This is a genomic window from Kaistia sp. 32K (assembly GCF_016629525.1).
In the GTDB taxonomy this organism is placed as follows: domain Bacteria; phylum Pseudomonadota; class Alphaproteobacteria; order Rhizobiales; family Kaistiaceae; genus Kaistia.
This window is the reverse complement of record NZ_AP024269.1, coordinates 2510170-2527047: the sequence shown is the minus strand read 5'-3', so window position 1 is coordinate 2527047 and position 16878 is coordinate 2510170. Positions and strand designations below refer to the sequence as shown.

The following is a 16878-nucleotide window of genomic DNA, read 5'->3' as shown; positions in this document are numbered from 1 at the left end:
AGCGTCCCGTTAGCCTGCCGTCACCGGCGCGGCCCTGGCGCGGTCCGGAGCAGGGACGAGGATCCTCTCCGGCGGCGCCAGCGCCAGTTCGTCGCCCGCCCGGTGCAGGGTGTGGACGTAGAAATAGCTCGCCTGCGCGTTGGTCCCCTCCATCACCGGCGAGGGGGCGGAGACGATCGTCAGCCCGCCGCTCTCGCCGATCCAGTCGACATGGCGATGGCCGTGCATGACGACGGCGCGGCCGGCGAAGCGGGCGATCCAGCGCATGAACCAGCTGCCGTTGATCAGCGCCGTGCCGATGCGCTCCGACAGCGCCTTGGCGGGCTGCGGGTATTCGACGACGTGGTGGTGCAGCGCGATGATCCAGCCGGCGTCGGGATATGCGGCCTTGACCGCCTCCATCGCCCGCGCCTGCTCCAGCGACACCATGCCGAGCGCGTTGGTGAAGGAGAAATGCGTCTCGGCGTTCGAATCGAGCACGATGACGCCGAGCCCGTCGGGACGAGAGGGCGGCAGGATCATCGGGAAGGCGGTCGCCCAGAGCTCGGAGATCGCGCCGCCGGCGCGCCGCGAGCCGCGATCGGCGAAGGCCTCGACATCGTCGCGGCGAGCCTCTAGCGCGGCGGCGAGCGTCTCCCCGAGTTCGCGGCGCTCGCGGTCGACGAGCCGGTAACGGCTGCCCTGCAGCGCCGCCATGGCCGACAGGGTCCGCAATTGCCGGAGCCGCTTGTTCGGGCTCATCGGCAGGTCCATGCGCGCCGGATTGGTGCGGTCGACGACGTTGACGTCGTGGTTGCCGGGGAGAATCGTGACGAGGGCGGCGAGCTCCGGATGGGGCGCCAGCGCGTCGAGGAACTCGGCCCATTCGGTCGAGAGCCCGGCATCGGTCATGTCGCCGGTGATCAGGATGGCGTCGAGCGGCTCGGCGGCGTGGATACGGGCGAGGCGGGCCAGCGTCGCCGCGAACTTGTCGTTGCCGCGCGGGCCGACGCGACCGCTCTCGATCCGGAAGCCGTAGCGCTCGCCGACGCAGTGGACGTCTGAGAGATGCGCCACCCGCCAGCGCGGCGCGCCGGGAACGACCGGGCGGAAGCGGGTGAAGGTGCGCGGCTGCGGCATGATGGCGTCGGCGATGCCCCAGGCGAGCGCCGCGACGGCGAGATAGAGGGCGAGCAGCACCACCGCGTTGGCGACGGCGATGAGCGCCAGCTGGCGGGGCGCGGCGAGATCCGCCAGCGTGCCGACCCAGCGCGTCGCCGGCCAGACCAGGGCGGCGAGCCCGAGCGCCAGCACGAAGACGGTCAGCCCGGCGACGGCGGCGGTGATCGAGCGCGCCTTGACGATCGTGTCGGGGCTGGTGTTCAGGCGCGCCAGGATGCGGTGTTCGGTGAGATGGCGCAGCGTCTCGCGGCAGAGCGCGTAGAGCGGCTGCACGGCGACGGAATTCAGTGACCAGAAGCTGCTCTCGACCGCGCGGAAGGCGCGGCGGCCGCCGAACCAGGCGACGAGGCCGAGCGCGGCGAGGAACAGGACGGGCGCCACGCCCGTATAGAGGATCGCCGCCTGGCGCGAGGCGATCCGGATCCAGATCGAGAGCAGCACCGGCGCCAGCCCGAAGGCGAGCGCCGGCAGTCCCATCAGCAGCGTCCAGGCGACGATCAGCTTGATCGGGCTGATCTCCGCCAGCAGCGAGCCGGCGATAGCCAGAAGCGACCGCTGCTTGGTGCTGGAGGCGTCGTCTTCAATGTCACCCTCGCGGGGATCGAGCATCGGGCTCATTTTCATTCCGGGCGCATGGGCGACATTGAGAGCGTTTTCGAGCGAAGTGGATACCGGTTCGCGTGAAGAAGACGCAATGAAACAAGGAGATAGAGCCGTTCATTGTTTCCATGAAACGATGAACGGCTCTGGGGATGGATCAGCTGGTGGCGCCGGCGGCGGGCGTGGCGCCCGGTGCGGCGTCGCCTGCCGGGGCGGGAGCCTCGGCGGGAGCGGCGGCGTGGTCGGCGAGCGCCTCGCGCAGCGCCTTCTCCTGCTCGTCGGTCAGCGAGGTGCGCATCACCGTGCCGCCGACGCCGCGCAGATCCTCCAGCACCTTGTCGGCCGTCATCTTGCGGATGAGCAGGAACAGGCCGGCATTGCCGGGCGCCAGCGACTGCGCCGCGTCCTTCATGAACTGGTCGTTGATGCCGACATCGGTCAGCTTGCCGCCGAGCGCGCCGGACGCCGCACCGATCGCCGCGCCGACGAGCGGCATCAGGAAGATGAATCCGATCAGCGTGCCCCAGAAGGCGCCGGAGACGGCGCCGGTGGCGGTCGTGTTGACGAGCTGGTTCAGCTTGATTCGGCCGTTGGCGTCACGCACGGCAATGACGGCGTCACCAAGCTCGATCAGATATTCCTTCTGCATCTCCAGGACGCGTTCCCGGACTTCCTCGGCTTTCTGCTCCGAGGGGAAGGCGATGAATACGAGGTCGCTCATGGTCAGACTCCATCGTTCCAAACGATTTCGAACACGCGGCCGTTCGCCCGGCGAAGCGGCGCGCAACAGGCCGCCGGGCGGGGCGAGACCCCCGTCCGACGCGGCTACCATATCGCGGCAGTCGATAATTGCGAGCGCGCGAAATCCCAACTCCGGCGCGCGCGTCCCAAAATCATAGCACCGACGTGCGGTTGCGCGTTCAAGAGCCCGTGAACCCTGCCGCGTAGCGGCCAAAACAGCCCGAACCGCATCCGCGACGATGCCGAAATAAGTGGTGGAAACGTCGGGCTTGACGAAAAGAACAAAACGTGAACATATGAAGCATCGACAGTCCGATAAGGAGATAGCCATGACAGCCTATATCCGTGATGCGGCCGCGCTCGGCGCCCTGATGCTCTTCATCGCGATGATCGGCCTGTGGTCCGATCTGCTCGTCGCTATCGTCTGACCGGCTCGGGCGGGAAGGGCGACCGGCGATGGACAGGCGGGTCGCTCTCGCCGTAAATCGGGCGGAAGAGGATCGCCTGATGAGTCATTTCGCCCGGAACGTCGGATTCGTTCACCTTAGGGTTCACTCCGCCTATTCGCTGCTCGAAGGCGCGCTGCCGCTGAAGTCGCTGATCAAGCTGGCGGCGGCCGACAAGATGCCGGCGCTGGGCTTGACCGATACGGGCAACCTGTTCGGCGCGCTCGAATTCTCGGAGAAGACCGTCGAGGTCGGGATCCAGCCGATTATCGGCTGCCAGCTCTCCGTGCTGTTTGACGACGGCTTCGAGCCGTCGCGCCGGCCGGTCGCAGGCGCGAAGAACCTCTCCGATCTCGTCATGATCGCCGCGAACGAGACCGGCTACTGGAATCTCGTCCGCCTGGTGTCCCGCGCCTTCATGGAGACGGATGCGGGCGACAAGCCGCATATCCGTTTCGAGGATATCGCGGAGACCCCCGAGGGCCTGATCGCGCTCACCGGCGGCGGCGCCGGTCCGCTCGACCAGGCGATCCGGGCCGGGCAGGGCGGCTTCGCCGAGAAGCGGCTGGAGCGCATGGCGGGGCTGTTCGGCGACCGCCTCTATGTCGAATTGCAGCGTCACAAGACGATCGAGGAGCAGCGGACCGAGCCGGAGCTGGTCGACCTCGCCTATCGCCATGGCCTGCCGCTGGTCGCGACCAACGAGGCGTTCTTCCCGAAGCGCGACGACTACGAGGCGCATGACGCGTTGGTCGCCATCGCCGAGGGCTCGGTCGTCGCCGACGACAAGCGCCGCCGCCTGACGCCGGAGCATTATTTCAAGTCGCGCGCCGAGATGGTCGAGCTGTTCGCCGACCTGCCCGAGGCGACGGACAATTCCGTCGAGATCGCGATGCGCTGCTCCTACCGGCCGATGAAGCGCAAGCCGATCCTGCCGCGCTTCGCCGGCGCCGACGCCGAACCGGAGGCGGCCGAGAAGGCCGAGGTCGCGGCGCTGCGCGACTACGCGAACCGCGGCCTCGAGAAGCGGCTCGCCTTCCATGGCCTCGCGCCGGGCCTCGTCGAGAAGGATTACTGGGACCGGCTCGAATTCGAGCTCTCGATCATCGAGCGCATGAAGTTCCCCGGCTACTTCCTGATCGTGGCGGACTTCATCCAGTGGGCGAAGTCGCAGGACATTCCCGTCGGTCCCGGCCGTGGTTCGGGCGCGGGCTCGCTCGTCGCCTGGGCGCTGACCATCACCGATCTCGACCCGATGCGCTTCGCGCTGCTGTTCGAGCGCTTCCTCAATCCCGAGCGCGTCTCGATGCCGGACTTCGACATCGACTTCTGCCAGGACCGGCGCGGCGAGGTCATCGACTACGTCCAGAACAAGTATGGCGCCGCCCAGGTGGCGCAGATTATCACCTTCGGAACGCTGCAGGCGCGCGCCGTGCTGCGCGACGTCGGCCGCGTTCTGCAGATGCCCTATGGCCAGGTCGACCGGCTCTGCAAGATGGTGCCGCAGAACCCGGCCAATCCGGTGACGCTGGCGCAGGCAATCGAGGACGAGCCGCGGCTGCGCGAGGCGCGCGACGAGGATCCGACGGTCGCGCAGCTGCTCGGCATGGCGCAGAAGCTCGAGGGCCTCTATCGCCACGCCTCGACCCACGCCGCCGGCATCGTGATCGGCGACCGGCGCCTCGACAAGCTGGTGCCGCTCTACCGCGATCCGCGCTCCACCATGCCGGTCACCCAGTTCAACATGAAGTGGGTCGAGAGCGCGGGTCTTGTGAAGTTCGACTTCCTCGGCCTGAAGACGCTGACGACATTGTCGACGGCGATCAAGCTGATCGCCAAGCGCGGCATCGAGGTCGATCTGGCCGCGATCCCGCTCGACGACCGCGCGAGCTACGACATGCTGACGCGCGGCGAGACGGTTGGCGTGTTCCAGCTGGAAAGCCAGGGCATGCGCAAGGCCCTGATGGGCATGCGGCCGGACCGGTTCGAGGACATCATCGCGCTGGTGGCGCTCTATCGCCCGGGCCCGATGGACAACATCCCGACCTACAACGCCCGCAAGCACGGCGAGGAGAAGCCGGACTACTACCATCCCCTGATCGAGGTCGTGCTGAAGGAGACCTACGGCGTCGTCATCTACCAGGAGCAGGTGATGCAGATCGCGCAGATCCTGTCCGGCTATTCGCTCGGCGAAGCCGACATGCTGCGCCGCGCCATGGGCAAGAAGATCAAGGCGGAGATGGACGCCCAGCGCGACCGTTTCGTCGTCGGCGCCGTCAAGCAGGGGCTGACCAAGGATCACGCCAACACCATCTTCGACATGTTGGCGAAGTTCGCCGACTACGGCTTCAACAAGAGCCACGCGGCCGCCTACGCGCTCGTCGCCTACCAGACCGCCTATCTGAAGGCGAACTATCCGGTCGAGTTCCTCGCCGCGTCGATGACGCTCGACATGGGCAATACCGAGAAGCTGAACGACTTCCGCCGCGAGGCGATGCGCCTCGGCATCACGGTCGAGCTGCCTTCCGTCAACCGCTCCGGCGCGGTCTTCGACGTCGAGGAGGGCCGCATCCTCTATTCGCTCGCCGCCGTGAAGGGCGTCGGCAGCCAGGCGGTCGAGCATCTGGTCGAGGCAAGGGCGGGGCGGCCGTTCCGCGACCTCTCCGATTTCGCCGCGCGCATCAACCCGCGCATCCTGAACAAGCGGACGCTCGAAAGCCTGATCTGCGCCGGCGCGCTGGACGGCTTCAATCCGGACCGCGCCCGCGTCATGGCCGGCGTCGAACGGATGATGGCGATCGGCAACCGGGTGGTCGAGGGCGCGGCGATCGGCCAGGACGAGCTTTTCGGCGGCGGCGGGCAGGGCGAGACGCTGACTCTGCCCGACGTCGATCCGTGGCCGCCGTCGGAACGGCTGCAGCGCGAGCATGCCGTCGTCGGCTTCTATCTGAGCGCCCATCCGCTCGACGAATATGCGCCGATCCTGAAGAGCCTGCGCGTGCAGACCTGGGCGGAGTTTTCCGAGGCCGTCCGTCAGGGTGCCGCCGCCGGCCGCCTCGCCGGCACGGTGACGACGCGGCAGGAGCGCAAGACGCGCACCGGCAACCGCATGGGCATCGTCCAGTTCTCCGATCCGACCGGGCAGTTCGAGGCGGTGATCTTCTCCGAGGGTCTGCACGAATATCGCGACCGGCTGGAGCCCGGCCAGTCGGTGATCGTGCAGGTCGGCGCCGAGGATCGCCCCGAAGGCATCAGCGTGCGTATCGTCACGGTGAAGCCGCTCGACCAGATGACCGCCGGCATCAAGCAGCTCCGCGTCTTCCTGCGCAATGACGAGCCGCTGAAGAGCATCGAGCGGCATCTGGCGAAGGGCAGGGGCGACGGCGACGTCAGCCTGGTGCTGATGCTCGACAAGGGCAAGCGCGAGGTCGAGGTCCAGCTCCCCGGCCGCTACCAGCTCTCGCCCCAGATCGCCAGCGCGCTCCGCGCCGTGAACGGCGTCGTGCAGGTCGAGCTGGTTTAGGCCTGGCGGGGCGGAAGGCTGCGCTGCAAGCCTTACGGACCCTCGGCCGTCATCCCTGCGCAAGCAGGGATCCATGCCGACACGCGCTCGGGAGCCCCGCGCGGCATGCAACCCGGCGGAAATGGATCCCGGCTCGGAGGCCGGGATGACGGCGAGCGTGGGGCAGGGGTACGAAGCTCATCCTCCCGAAGTGGGCAGGGCCTCCGCATTCCCACTCTCCCCGCTTGCGGGAGAGGGATGGGGTGAGGGGCTTCGACGCGGTCGGCCCCAGCGGAGCGCCGCGTCGAAGCCGCCCCGGCATCCACCCGGTCCCCGCCCTCCCCATCTTGTGTTGATGCGGTGCGGCGAAACGCTTGCCTTCCCGCCTTTCGCCGCCTATAAGGCGCGCATTCCACACGTGGGGCTCGGGCTCCGGCGGCGATTTGTGAATCGTTCGACGGAACCCACCGGTGTCGCAATCGCGGCTTTCCCCACGGAGGCTTGAACCGGTAAAAGGAGATAGGGCCATGGCTCTTCCGGATTATTCCATGCGTCAGCTGCTCGAGGCAGGCGTTCACTTCGGTCACCAGAAGCATCGCTGGAACCCGAAGATGGCGCCGTACCTCTATGGCGTCCGCAACAACATCCACATCATCGACCTGGCGCAGACCGTGCCGATGCTGCACCGCGCGCTGCAGGCTGTCAGCGACACGGTCGCCGGCGGTGGTCGCGTTCTCTTCGTCGGCACCAAGCGCCAGGCCTCCGAGCCGGTCGCCTCGGCTGCGAAGCGCTGCGCCCAGTACTACGTCAACTCCCGCTGGCTCGGCGGCATGCTGACCAACTGGAAGACGATCTCGAACTCGATCCAGCGTCTGCGCCACCTCGACGAGCTGCTCTCGTCCGACGTGCAGGGCCTGACCAAGAAGGAGCGTCTGACGCTGTCGCGCGAGCGCGACAAGCTCGAGAACGCCCTCGGCGGCATCAAGGACATGGGCGGCATTCCGGACCTCCTGTTCGTCATCGACACGAACAAGGAAGCCCTGGCCATCCAGGAAGCCCGTCGCCTGAACATCCCGGTCGCGGCGATCATCGATTCGAACTCCGATCCCGACGGCATCACCTACCCGATCCCCGGCAATGACGACGCCGGCCGCGCGCTGACGCTCTATGGCGACCTGGTCGCCCGCGCTGCCCTCGACGGCATCCTGCGCGCTTCGGGCCAGGCCGGTGTCGACCTCGGCGCCCAGGACGACGTCTATGACGACGCCATCCCGGCCGAGGAAGTCCAGGGCGAAGAAGCCCCGGCTGCCTGAACCGCCCGCGCCGTCGCCCGCGCATCGGGCGGTGGATCGATCTGAAACAATCGCAGCCGGGCGCCTTCGCCCGGCTGTTCGTTAGAGCAACATGAAACGAGGCAGACGATGACCATTTCCGCTTCGATGGTGAAGGACCTGCGCGAGAAGACCGGCGCAGGCATGATGGATTGCAAGGCCGCGCTGCAGGAGAACAACGGCGACATCGAGGCCGCGATCGACTGGCTGCGCACCAAGGGCCTGGCCAAGGCCGCCAAGAAGGCCGGCCGCGTCGCGGCTGAGGGCCTCGTCGGCGTCGCGTCGTCGGGCAACAAGGCCGTCGCGGTCGAGGTCAACTCCGAGACCGACTTCGTCGCGCGCAACGCCGAATTCCAGAACCTGGTCCAGAAGGTCGCCGAGGCGGCGCTTTCGACCGATGGTTCGGTCGCAGCCGTCGCCGGCGCGTCCTTCGACGGCTCGGACAAGAACGTCGAGCAGGCGATCACCACCGCCGTCGCCACGATCGGCGAGCACATGAACCTGCGTCGCGCCGCTTCGGTCGAAGTCGCGAACGGCGTCGTCGCCAGCTACGTGCACTCGGCCGTCGCGCCGGGCCTCGGCAAGATCGGCGTTCTGGTCGGCCTCGAGTCGACCGGCGACGCGGACAAGCTGCTGGCTCTCGGCCGCCAGATCGCGATGCACATCGCCGCCACCAACCCGCTCGCCGTCCGCAGCGATGAGCTCGACGCCGACGTGGTGGCGCGTGAGCGCTCCGTCTACGCCGAGCAGGCGCGCGAATCCGGCAAGCCGGAAGCGATCATCGAGAAGATGGTCGAGGGCCGCGTCCGCAAGTTCTACGAGGAAGTCGTGCTTCTCTCGCAGGCCTTCGTGATCAACCCCGATCTGACCGTCGAGAAGGCCCTCAAGGCCGCCGAGGCGGATGTCGGCGCGCCGATCGAGCTGAAGACCTTCGTCTCGTTCCGCCTCGGTGAGGGCGTCGAGAAGGAAGAGTCCGATTTCGCGGCCGAAGTCGCTGCCGCAGCCGGCACGAAATAACCGGGGAACACCGGTTCCACCGTGAAAAACAACAGGGCGCTGGATGACAATCCGGCGCCCTTCGTGTATCCGGAGGCGCATTTCATAGAGTGAAGAGGAAGCTAGTATGGCGGAACCGGTCCGTTTTCGACGTGTGCTCCTCAAGGTTTCCGGCGAAGCGCTTCTGGGTGATCAGCCTTTCGGCATCGATGAGAAAGTCATCGACCGGATCGCCGGCGAAGTCGGACAGGCCGTCGAGCTTGGCGTCGAAGTCGGCCTCGTCGTCGGCGGTGGAAATATCTTTCGCGGCATGACCATCGCGAAGGCGGGCGGCAACCGCGTCGCCGGCGATCACATGGGCATGCTGGCGACCGTGATGAACGCCATTGGCATGCATGAGGCGCTCGAGCGTCGCGGCGTCTCGTCGCGCGTGTTCTCGGCGGTGCCGATGCCGACGATCTGCGAGACCTTCAGCCAGCAGCGCGCCGAGCGCGCGCTGAAGCGCTCGAAGGTCGTTCTGTTCGCCGGCGGCACCGGCAATCCCTTCTTCACGACGGATTCGGGCGCGGCGCTCCGCGCTGCCGAGATGGGCTGCGAGGCGCTCTTCAAGGGCACCAATGTCGACGGCATCTATTCGGCCGATCCGCGCAAGGACCCGAACGCCGTCCGCTTCGAGCGCATGACCCATGCGGACGTGCTCTCGCGCGGGTTGCAGGTCATGGATACGGCCGCCGTCGCGCTCGCTCGTGACAACGGCATTCCGCTCGTCGTATTTTCGATCCAGGAACCCAACGCATTCGTCGACATCCTGCGTGGCCAGGGCCGCGCGACGATTGTCGCCGACGATTGATGTCCGCTGCCGCATTGTCGCCGGCGCGCCAAGATATGAGGATGCCATGAACTTCGACGACTTGAAGCGCCGCATGGACGGCGCCGTCTCCGTCCTGAGGACCGAGCTTGCCGGACTTCGTACCGGGCGTGCTTCCTCCAGCATGCTCGACCCGATCGTCGTCAACGCCTATGGCTCGCACATGCCGATCACGCAGCTGGCGACGATCAGCGTGCCGGAGCCGCGCCTGATCATGGTGCAGGTCTGGGACCGCGCCACGGCCGGCGCCGTCGAGAAGGCGATCCGCGAGTCGAGCCTCGGGCTCAACCCGGTGGTCGAGGGCCAGGTGTTCCGCATTCCGATCCCGGAGCTCAACGCCGAGCGCCGCCAGGAATTCGTCAAGGTCGCGCACAAGTATGCCGAGGCGGCTCGTGTCTCGGTTCGCCATGTCCGCCGCGACGGCATTGACGGCCTGAAGAAGAGCGAGAAGGACGGCATGAGCGAGGACGAGAGCCGCAAGCTCTCCGAGAAGGTCCAGAAGCTCACCGACGACACCATTGCCGAGATCGACGCGATTCTCGCGGCGAAGGAAGCGGAGATCATTCAGATCTGATCGGGCGGGGATAGCCATGAACTCGAATGCCGACGATTCGGGTGCCGAGCTCCTGGCGAAACCCTCAGGCGTCGCCGAGGCGCCGCTGAGCGTGCCGCGTCATGTTGCCATCATCATGGATGGCAACGGACGCTGGGCGGTCGGGCGCGGCCTGTCGCGCACCGAAGGCCACCGGCGCGGCATGGAAGCGGTTCGCACCGCCGTCGAGACCTCGCGCGAGCTCGGGGTCGGCTACCTGACCCTGTTCAGCTTCTCCTCCGAGAACTGGTCGCGGCCGCCGCTCGAGGTGCAGTTCCTGTTCGGGCTGCTGCGCCTGTTCATCCAGCGCGACCTGGCCGAGCTGCACCGCAATGGCGTGCGCGTCACCGTCATCGGCGACCGCGTCAAGCTCGCCGCCGACATTCGCTCGCTGCTGGACAAGGCCGAGGCGCTGACGCGCGACAACACGGGCCTCCGCCTCGTCATCGCCTTCAACTACGGCTCGCGCGACGAGATCGTGCGCGCGACGCGGCGGATGGCCGAGGCGGTCGCCGCCGGACATCTGGCGCCGGACGCGATCTGTGAGACGACGATCACGTCCTATCTCGACACCGCCGGCATGCCCGATCCGGATCTGGTCATCCGCACCAGCGGCGAGATGCGCCTGTCCAATTTCCTGCTCTGGCAGGCGGCCTATGCCGAACTCGTCTTCATGCCGGCCTTCTGGCCCGATTTCGATCGGGCTGCCTATATTCAGGCGGTCGAGGAATATACGCGCCGCGCGCGGCGTTTTGGCGGGATTGCCGCCCGGAGGAGCGGTTGAAATCCCATCATCCCGCGGGTTCGCCCGCGCAGGGCGGCCAGGCGGGGCGGAGCGAATTCCGGCTGCGGCTGCTGTCTGCCGCCGTTCTCATTCCGGTCGCGCTCGTCGCAACCTGGTGGGGCGGATGGCCCGCCTTCCTGCTCGTTGCCCTCGTCGCCGCGATCGTCTTCGCCGAATGGGCCAACATCATCGGCCGCTCGCCCAATCTCCTGCCGTCGACGGCTGATGTCTCGATCGGCACCGCCTTCGTCGCGCTCGCCTCGCTCATTGCCGGCCTGCAGGGGCTCGGCGTCGGTCTCGCGGTGCTCATCGCCGGCCTCGTCGGCGTGGCGCTGCTGTCGCGTTCGGCCTGGCTCGCCGGCGGCGTCGCCTATGCCGGCGTGCTCGGCATTTCCCTCTGCGCCCTGCGCGCGGACCCGGCCTATGGCCTGGCCTCGGTCACCGTCCTGCTGGTTCTGGTCTGGGCCACGGATAGTTTCGCCTATTTCGCCGGCCGTACCATCGGCGGCGCCAAGCTCTGGCCGCGCGTCTCGCCGAAGAAGACCTGGTCGGGATCGATCGGCGGCCTCGTCGGCGGCGTCGCGTGCGCGGCGATCGTCGCCTGGGCCTTCAGCCTGCGGATCGGCCCCATGCTGATCGTCTGCCTGGCGCTGCTGTCGATCGCGTCGCAGGCGGGTGACCTTTTCGAATCCGCCATCAAGCGCCATTTCGATCGCAAGGACTCCAGCCGGATCATTCCAGGACATGGCGGCATGATGGATCGCGTTGACGGGTTGATCTTCGCAGCCGCCGGCGCGGCGCTGATCGGCTGGCTCAATCTCGGCGAGCAGCAGGTCGGGCAGGGGATGCTGTCATGGTGAGAAGCCCCGCCATCGCGGCCGGTTGGGCGCGCGCGGACAAGGCCCGGCGCACGATCTCCGTCTTCGGCGCCACAGGATCGGTCGGTCGCAGCACGGCCGACGTCATCCAGCAGCATGGCGATGCGTTCGCCGTCGAGGTCGTGACGGCGCAGAGCCGGGTCGACGAGCTGGCCGAGATGGCGGTCCGGCTTGGCGCCAGGCTCGCCGTGATCGGCGACCCCGAGCGCTATGAGGCGCTGCGCGAACGTCTCGCCGGCACCGGAATCGACGTCGCGGCAGGCCCGGCGGCGATCATCGAGGCGGCCTCGCGGCCGGTCGATCTGGTCGTCGCGGCGATCGTCGGCGCGGCGGGGCTGGAGCCGACGCTCGCGGCGATCGAGGCGGGCGCCGACATCGTGCTCGCCAACAAGGAATGCCTGGTCTGTGCCGGCGCGCTGTTCAACCGCCGCGCCGCCGCGGCCAATGTCCGCATCCTGCCGGCCGATTCCGAGCACAACGCCATTTTCCAGTCGCTCGAGGCGGCGAATGTCGGCGCGATCGAGCGGATCACCGTCACCGCGTCGGGCGGTCCGTTCCGGACTGCGACGCTGGAGGAAATGCGGCGCGCCACCCCGGCGCAGGCGCTCAAGCATCCCCGCTGGTCGATGGGGCCGAAGATCTCGATCGATTCGGCGACACTGATGAACAAGGGCCTCGAACTGATCGAGGCGCATCACCTCTTCGGCATCGAATCGGCCCGGCTCGACGTGCTGGTGCACCCGCAATCGGTCGTGCACGGCTTCGTCACCTATGCCGACGGCTCGACCGTCGCCCAGCTCGGCGCCGCCGACATGCGCATCCCGATTTCGCACTGCCTGAGCTGGCCGAAGCGTGTCGCGATCGCAACGCCGCGCCTCGATCTCGCAACCGTTGGTACGCTAACCTTCGAAAAGCCGGATTTGGAGCGTTTTCCAGCACTGTCGATCGCGCGTCATGCGCTCGAAAGTGGGGACTGGGCCACCAATATAGTGAATGCGGCCAACGAGATCGCCGTCGAGGCGTTTCTGGCGGGCGCGATCGAGTTTCTCGAGATCGCGGCGACCGTCGAGGCTGTGCTCGAGCGGGCGGTGGCAACCGTCGGCGGAACCGAATTCGCGACGGTCGACACCGTCCTGGCGCTGGACGCCGAAGGCCGGCGGCTCGCCGGCGAACTGATTGAATTCCGGGGCAGACGCGCCAGTTGATGGCGACGCCGCGGAATCGGAGAGGGTTTGAGGAATGGACTTTCTGGCTCCCCTGGGACATTTCGGATCGAGCACGCTCGGCTACCTGATCCCGTTCCTGTTCGTCCTGACGATCGTCGTGTTCTTTCACGAGCTCGGCCACTTCCTCGTCGCCCGCTGGTGCGGTGTGCGCGTCAAGGCGTTTTCCATCGGCTTCGGCCCGGAACTGATCGGCTTCAACGATCGCCGCGGCACGCGCTGGAAGATCTCCGCCATCCCGCTCGGCGGCTATGTGAAGTTCCTCGGCGATGAGGATGCGGCGAGCACGCCGAGCCGCGAGGCCATCGCCGGTATGTCGGACGAGGACCGCAAGGACACCTTCTTCGCCAAGAATGTTTGGCAGCGCGCGGCGATCGTCGCTGCCGGCCCGATCGCCAATTTCATCCTCGCGATCGTCATCTTCGCCGGCATCTTCACCATCTACGGGCGCGAGACCACTTCGGCGCGCGTCGACCAGGTCGTCTCCGGCGGCGCGGCCGAGACGGCCGGCTTCAAGGTGGGCGACCTCGTGCTGTCGATCGACGGCTCGCCGATCTCCTCCTTCAACGACCTGCAGCGCATCGTCAGCGCCAGCGCCGACGAGAAGCTCACCATCGTCGTCGAGCGCGACGGCGGCGAGGTCACGCTCGAGGCGACGCCGCAGCGCCGCGAGATCACCGATCGCTTCGGCAACGTCCACAAGATCGGCCAGCTCGGTCTGTCGCGCAGCGCCGCCGCCGCGGATGTGAAGCTCGAGCGCTACTCGCTGCCGCAGGCCGTCTGGCTCGGCGCGCAGGAGACGTGGTTCATCGTCGACCGCACCTTCGACTATATCGGCGGCATCTTCACCGGCCGCGAATCGACGGAAGAGCTGGGCGGACCGATTCGGGTGGCGCAGGTCTCGGGGCAGGTCGCGACGCTCGGCGTCGTGGCGCTGATCAACCTGGCGGCGATTCTCTCGGTCTCGATCGGCCTTCTGAACCTGTTCCCGGTGCCGATGCTCGATGGCGGGCACCTGCTTTTCTATCTGTTCGAGATCGTCCGCGGTAAGCCGCTTAGCCCCAAGGCCCAGGACATCGGATTCCGCATCGGCCTGGCGGCCGTGCTGATGCTGATGCTCTTCACAACCTGGAACGATATCATCCACTTGAGCTCTTTGTGACCGAGCGTGGCCGCTTGGCAACGGACGGTTAAATTCCTCTGTGTCAGACTGGTGCTCGGCTTGCGAATGGGTCAGGCGCATGCCACAAAGCTGCAGTCGATCGGTCCGGTTAGCGAATCCTGTACGGGGGGTTCGGACTGGGAAGTCAGAATAGAACAGGGCGTTTGAACCCAATGAATTCCATCAAGACTTTCACGCGGGGAGCCGCTCGTGCCGCGGTAATGACTGTGGCCGTGCCGGTAATCGCCGCGCAGATGTCCGTCATTGGGGCAAGCTCGGCCCATGCCGACGTCGTGCGTAACATCGTCGTCCAGGGTAACACCCGCGTCGATCCCGAGACCGTCCGCAACTATCTGTCGATCCAGCCGGGCCGGAACTTCGGCCCCGCCGAGATCAACGAATCCGTCAAGGCGCTCTACGCGACCGGGCTGTTCTCGGACGTGAAGATCACGCGGCAGGGCAATTCGCTCGTCGTCAGCGTCAAGGAAAACAACATCGTCGGCACCGTCCGCTTCGAGGGCAACAAGAAGCTCAAGAAGGACATGCTGCAGCCGATCATCGAGACGAAGTCTCGCGGCGTGCTGACGCAGGAAAAGCTTGATGGCGACGTCGAGCGCATCAAGGAAGCCTATCGCCGCAACGGCCGTTCCGAGGCTGGCGTCTCGGTCACGACGACGCCGCGCGACAACGGCCGCATCGACGTCACCTTCAAGATCGACGAAGGCTCGCGCACCGGCATTTCGAGCATCAATTTCGTCGGCAACAAGCACTTCTCCAGCGGTCGCCTGCGCGACGTGATGACGACCAAGCGGACGAACATCACCAGCTGGCTGTCCAAGCGCGACCTGTTCGACGAGTCGCGCTTCGAGGCGGACCAGGAGCTGATCCGTCGCCTCTACATGCGCAACGGCTTCGCCGATTTCCGCATCGTCTCGGCCGAGGCCAACTTCAACGAGGCCACCAACCGCTACGATCTGGTCATCACGGTCGACGAGGGTCCGCGCTACCGCTTCGGCACCGTCAATGTCGATTCGTCGATCCCCGAGGTCGATGCCGCCAATCTGAAGGGCCTGGTCCGCACCCGCGAGGGTCGCGTGTTCAACTCGACCCTGATCGAGCGCACGACCGAGGATCTCAGCACGGCAATCGCGCGCAAGGGCTATTCCTTCGCGCAGGTTCGTCCGCGCGGCGATCGCAACTACGAGAACCGCACGATCGACGTCACCTATCTGGTCGACGAAGGTCCGCGCCTCTATGTCGAGCGCATCAACGTTCGCGGCAACACCCGCACGCGTGACTACGTCATCCGTCGCGAGTTCGACCTGTCCGAAGGCGATGCGTTCAACCGCGTCATCGTCGACAAGGCCGAGCGTCGCCTGAAGAATCTCGGCTACTTCAAGACGGTCTCGGTGACGACCCAGCCGGGCAGCGCGCCCGACAAGGTCGTGATCGACGTCAACGTCGAAGACCAGTCGACCGGTTCGTTCCAGATCGGCGGCGGCTACACCACCGATCAGGGCGGCGGCTTCATCGCCCAGGTGTCGATGACCGAGAAGAACTTCCTCGGCCGCGGCCAGTACCTGAAGGTTTCGGTCGGCGGTGGCGTCGACGATCGTACGGCGAACGTCTCGTTCACCGAGCCGTACTTCCTCGGCCGCCGCATGTCGCTCGGCTTCGACGTGTTCTACAACCAGTCGAAGGAAACCGACTTCCGCGCCTACAACATGGACACCTATGGCGGCACCATCCGCCTGGGCCTGCCCATCACCGACGACTTCAACGTCCAGTTCAACTACAAGCTGGTTCAGCGCGACGTGAAGTCGTATGGCAGCCAGTACGCAGCGGACTTCGAGCCGAACAGCAACCTGCTCGAGACGCTCTATCCGCTCGGAACGTGGGTCAACTCGTCGGTCGGTTACCAGCTGACCTATTCGACGATCGACAACATCAACGATCCGCGCGACGGCACCTTCGTCCGCTTCTCGCAGGACTTCGCGGGTGTCGGCGGCGACGGCCAGTTCGTCCGCAGCTCGATCGATGCGCGCTACTACAAGGAACTGTGGCCGGATTCGAACATCGTCGGCTTCCTGAAGGGCGGCGCCGGCAACGTCACCGGCTTCGGCGGCAAGGACGTCGCGGTTCTCGACAACTTCTACCGCGGCGGCGAGACGATCCGCGGCTTCCAGTCGCTCGGTTATGGTGGTCGCGTGCAGGGCAACGCCAGCGATTACGCGGTCGGCGGCAAGAACTACTGGAATGTCACGGCGGAAGCGCAGTTCCCGCTGCCGGCCTTCCCGGAAGAGTTTGGCCTGCGCGGCGCTGTCTTCGCCGATGCCGGTTCGCTCTGGGGTCAGGACGATCTCAACGGCCTCAACGTGCAGGACAGCTCGCTCGTCCGTTCGTCGGTCGGTGCGTCGATCATCTGGAACTCGCCGTTCGGTCTGCTCCGCGCGGACTTCGCCGAGGCGCTTACCAAGGCGGACTGGGACAAGACCCAGGTGTTCCGCTTCAGCGCTGGCACGCAGTTCTGATAGCCTCTATAGAGAGTTGCAAGGCCGCCGGGTGAGCCGGCGGCCTTTTCTGTTTGTGGACCT

The 16878-nt window shown here is 66.6% G+C and carries 12 protein-coding genes; 10 read left to right on the top strand and 2 right to left on the bottom strand.

Annotated elements, in window-relative coordinates; all coding sequences use genetic code 11:
- Positions 1 to 9 precede the first annotated feature (9 nt).
- Together K32_RS11415 and K32_RS11410 are read right to left on the bottom strand one after the other, a co-directional pair.
- Entirely contained in the window at positions 10 to 1779 is a 1770-nt protein-coding gene (locus tag K32_RS11415) for a metallophosphoesterase (protein WP_201404117.1), read from the bottom strand.
- A gap of 139 nt (positions 1780 to 1918) precedes the next feature.
- Complete coding sequence (locus K32_RS11410) at positions 1919 to 2482, bottom strand: DUF1269 domain-containing protein (RefSeq protein WP_201404116.1); 564 nt, start codon at positions 2480 to 2482, stop codon at positions 1919 to 1921.
- A gap of 527 nt (positions 2483 to 3009) precedes the next feature.
- Here K32_RS11410 and dnaE point away from each other — a divergent pair.
- The 10 genes from dnaE to bamA all read left to right on the top strand — a co-directional run bounded on the left by dnaE (position 3010) and on the right by bamA (position 16815).
- Positions 3010 to 6471 (top strand): DNA polymerase III subunit alpha, encoded by a 3462-nt coding sequence (gene dnaE / locus K32_RS11405; RefSeq protein WP_201404115.1) that lies wholly within the window; start codon positions 3010 to 3012, stop codon positions 6469 to 6471.
- Between the two features lie 506 nt (positions 6472 to 6977).
- Positions 6978 to 7763 (top strand): 30S ribosomal protein S2, encoded by a 786-nt coding sequence (gene rpsB / locus K32_RS11400; RefSeq protein ID WP_201404114.1) that lies wholly within the window; start codon positions 6978 to 6980, stop codon positions 7761 to 7763.
- 108 nt (positions 7764 to 7871) lie between these two features.
- A complete protein-coding gene (gene tsf / locus K32_RS11395; protein ID WP_201404113.1) occupies positions 7872 to 8798 on the top strand; it encodes a translation elongation factor Ts in 927 nt (308 codons plus the stop codon).
- A 106-nt stretch (positions 8799 to 8904) separates the two neighbouring features.
- Entirely contained in the window at positions 8905 to 9627 is a 723-nt protein-coding gene (gene pyrH, locus K32_RS11390) for a UMP kinase (RefSeq protein ID WP_201404112.1), read from the top strand.
- Between the two features lie 46 nt (positions 9628 to 9673).
- Entirely contained in the window at positions 9674 to 10219 is a 546-nt protein-coding gene (gene frr, locus K32_RS11385; protein WP_201404111.1) for a ribosome recycling factor, read from the top strand.
- Positions 10220 to 10334: 115 nt separating this feature from the next.
- Positions 10335 to 11021 (top strand): isoprenyl transferase, encoded by a 687-nt coding sequence (locus K32_RS11380; RefSeq protein ID WP_244669987.1) that lies wholly within the window; start codon positions 10335 to 10337, stop codon positions 11019 to 11021.
- The gene (locus K32_RS11375; RefSeq protein ID WP_201404109.1) at positions 11018 to 11881 is read left to right on the top strand and encodes a phosphatidate cytidylyltransferase; all 864 of its coding nucleotides are present in this window, start codon (positions 11018 to 11020) and stop codon (positions 11879 to 11881) included. Before K32_RS11380 ends, K32_RS11375 begins: the two co-directional genes overlap by 4 nt.
- Positions 11875 to 13104, top strand: a complete 1230-nt coding sequence (gene dxr / locus K32_RS11370) for a 1-deoxy-D-xylulose-5-phosphate reductoisomerase (RefSeq protein ID WP_201404108.1) — start codon at positions 11875 to 11877, stop codon at positions 13102 to 13104. The genes K32_RS11375 and dxr overlap by 7 nt, the downstream gene beginning before the upstream one ends.
- A gap of 34 nt (positions 13105 to 13138) precedes the next feature.
- Entirely contained in the window at positions 13139 to 14284 is a 1146-nt protein-coding gene (rseP, locus tag K32_RS11365; protein WP_201404107.1) for an RIP metalloprotease RseP, read from the top strand.
- Between the two features lie 227 nt (positions 14285 to 14511).
- The gene (gene bamA / locus K32_RS11360; RefSeq protein ID WP_201404106.1) at positions 14512 to 16815 is read left to right on the top strand and encodes an outer membrane protein assembly factor BamA; all 2304 of its coding nucleotides are present in this window, start codon (positions 14512 to 14514) and stop codon (positions 16813 to 16815) included.
- Positions 16816 to 16878 lie beyond the last annotated feature (63 nt).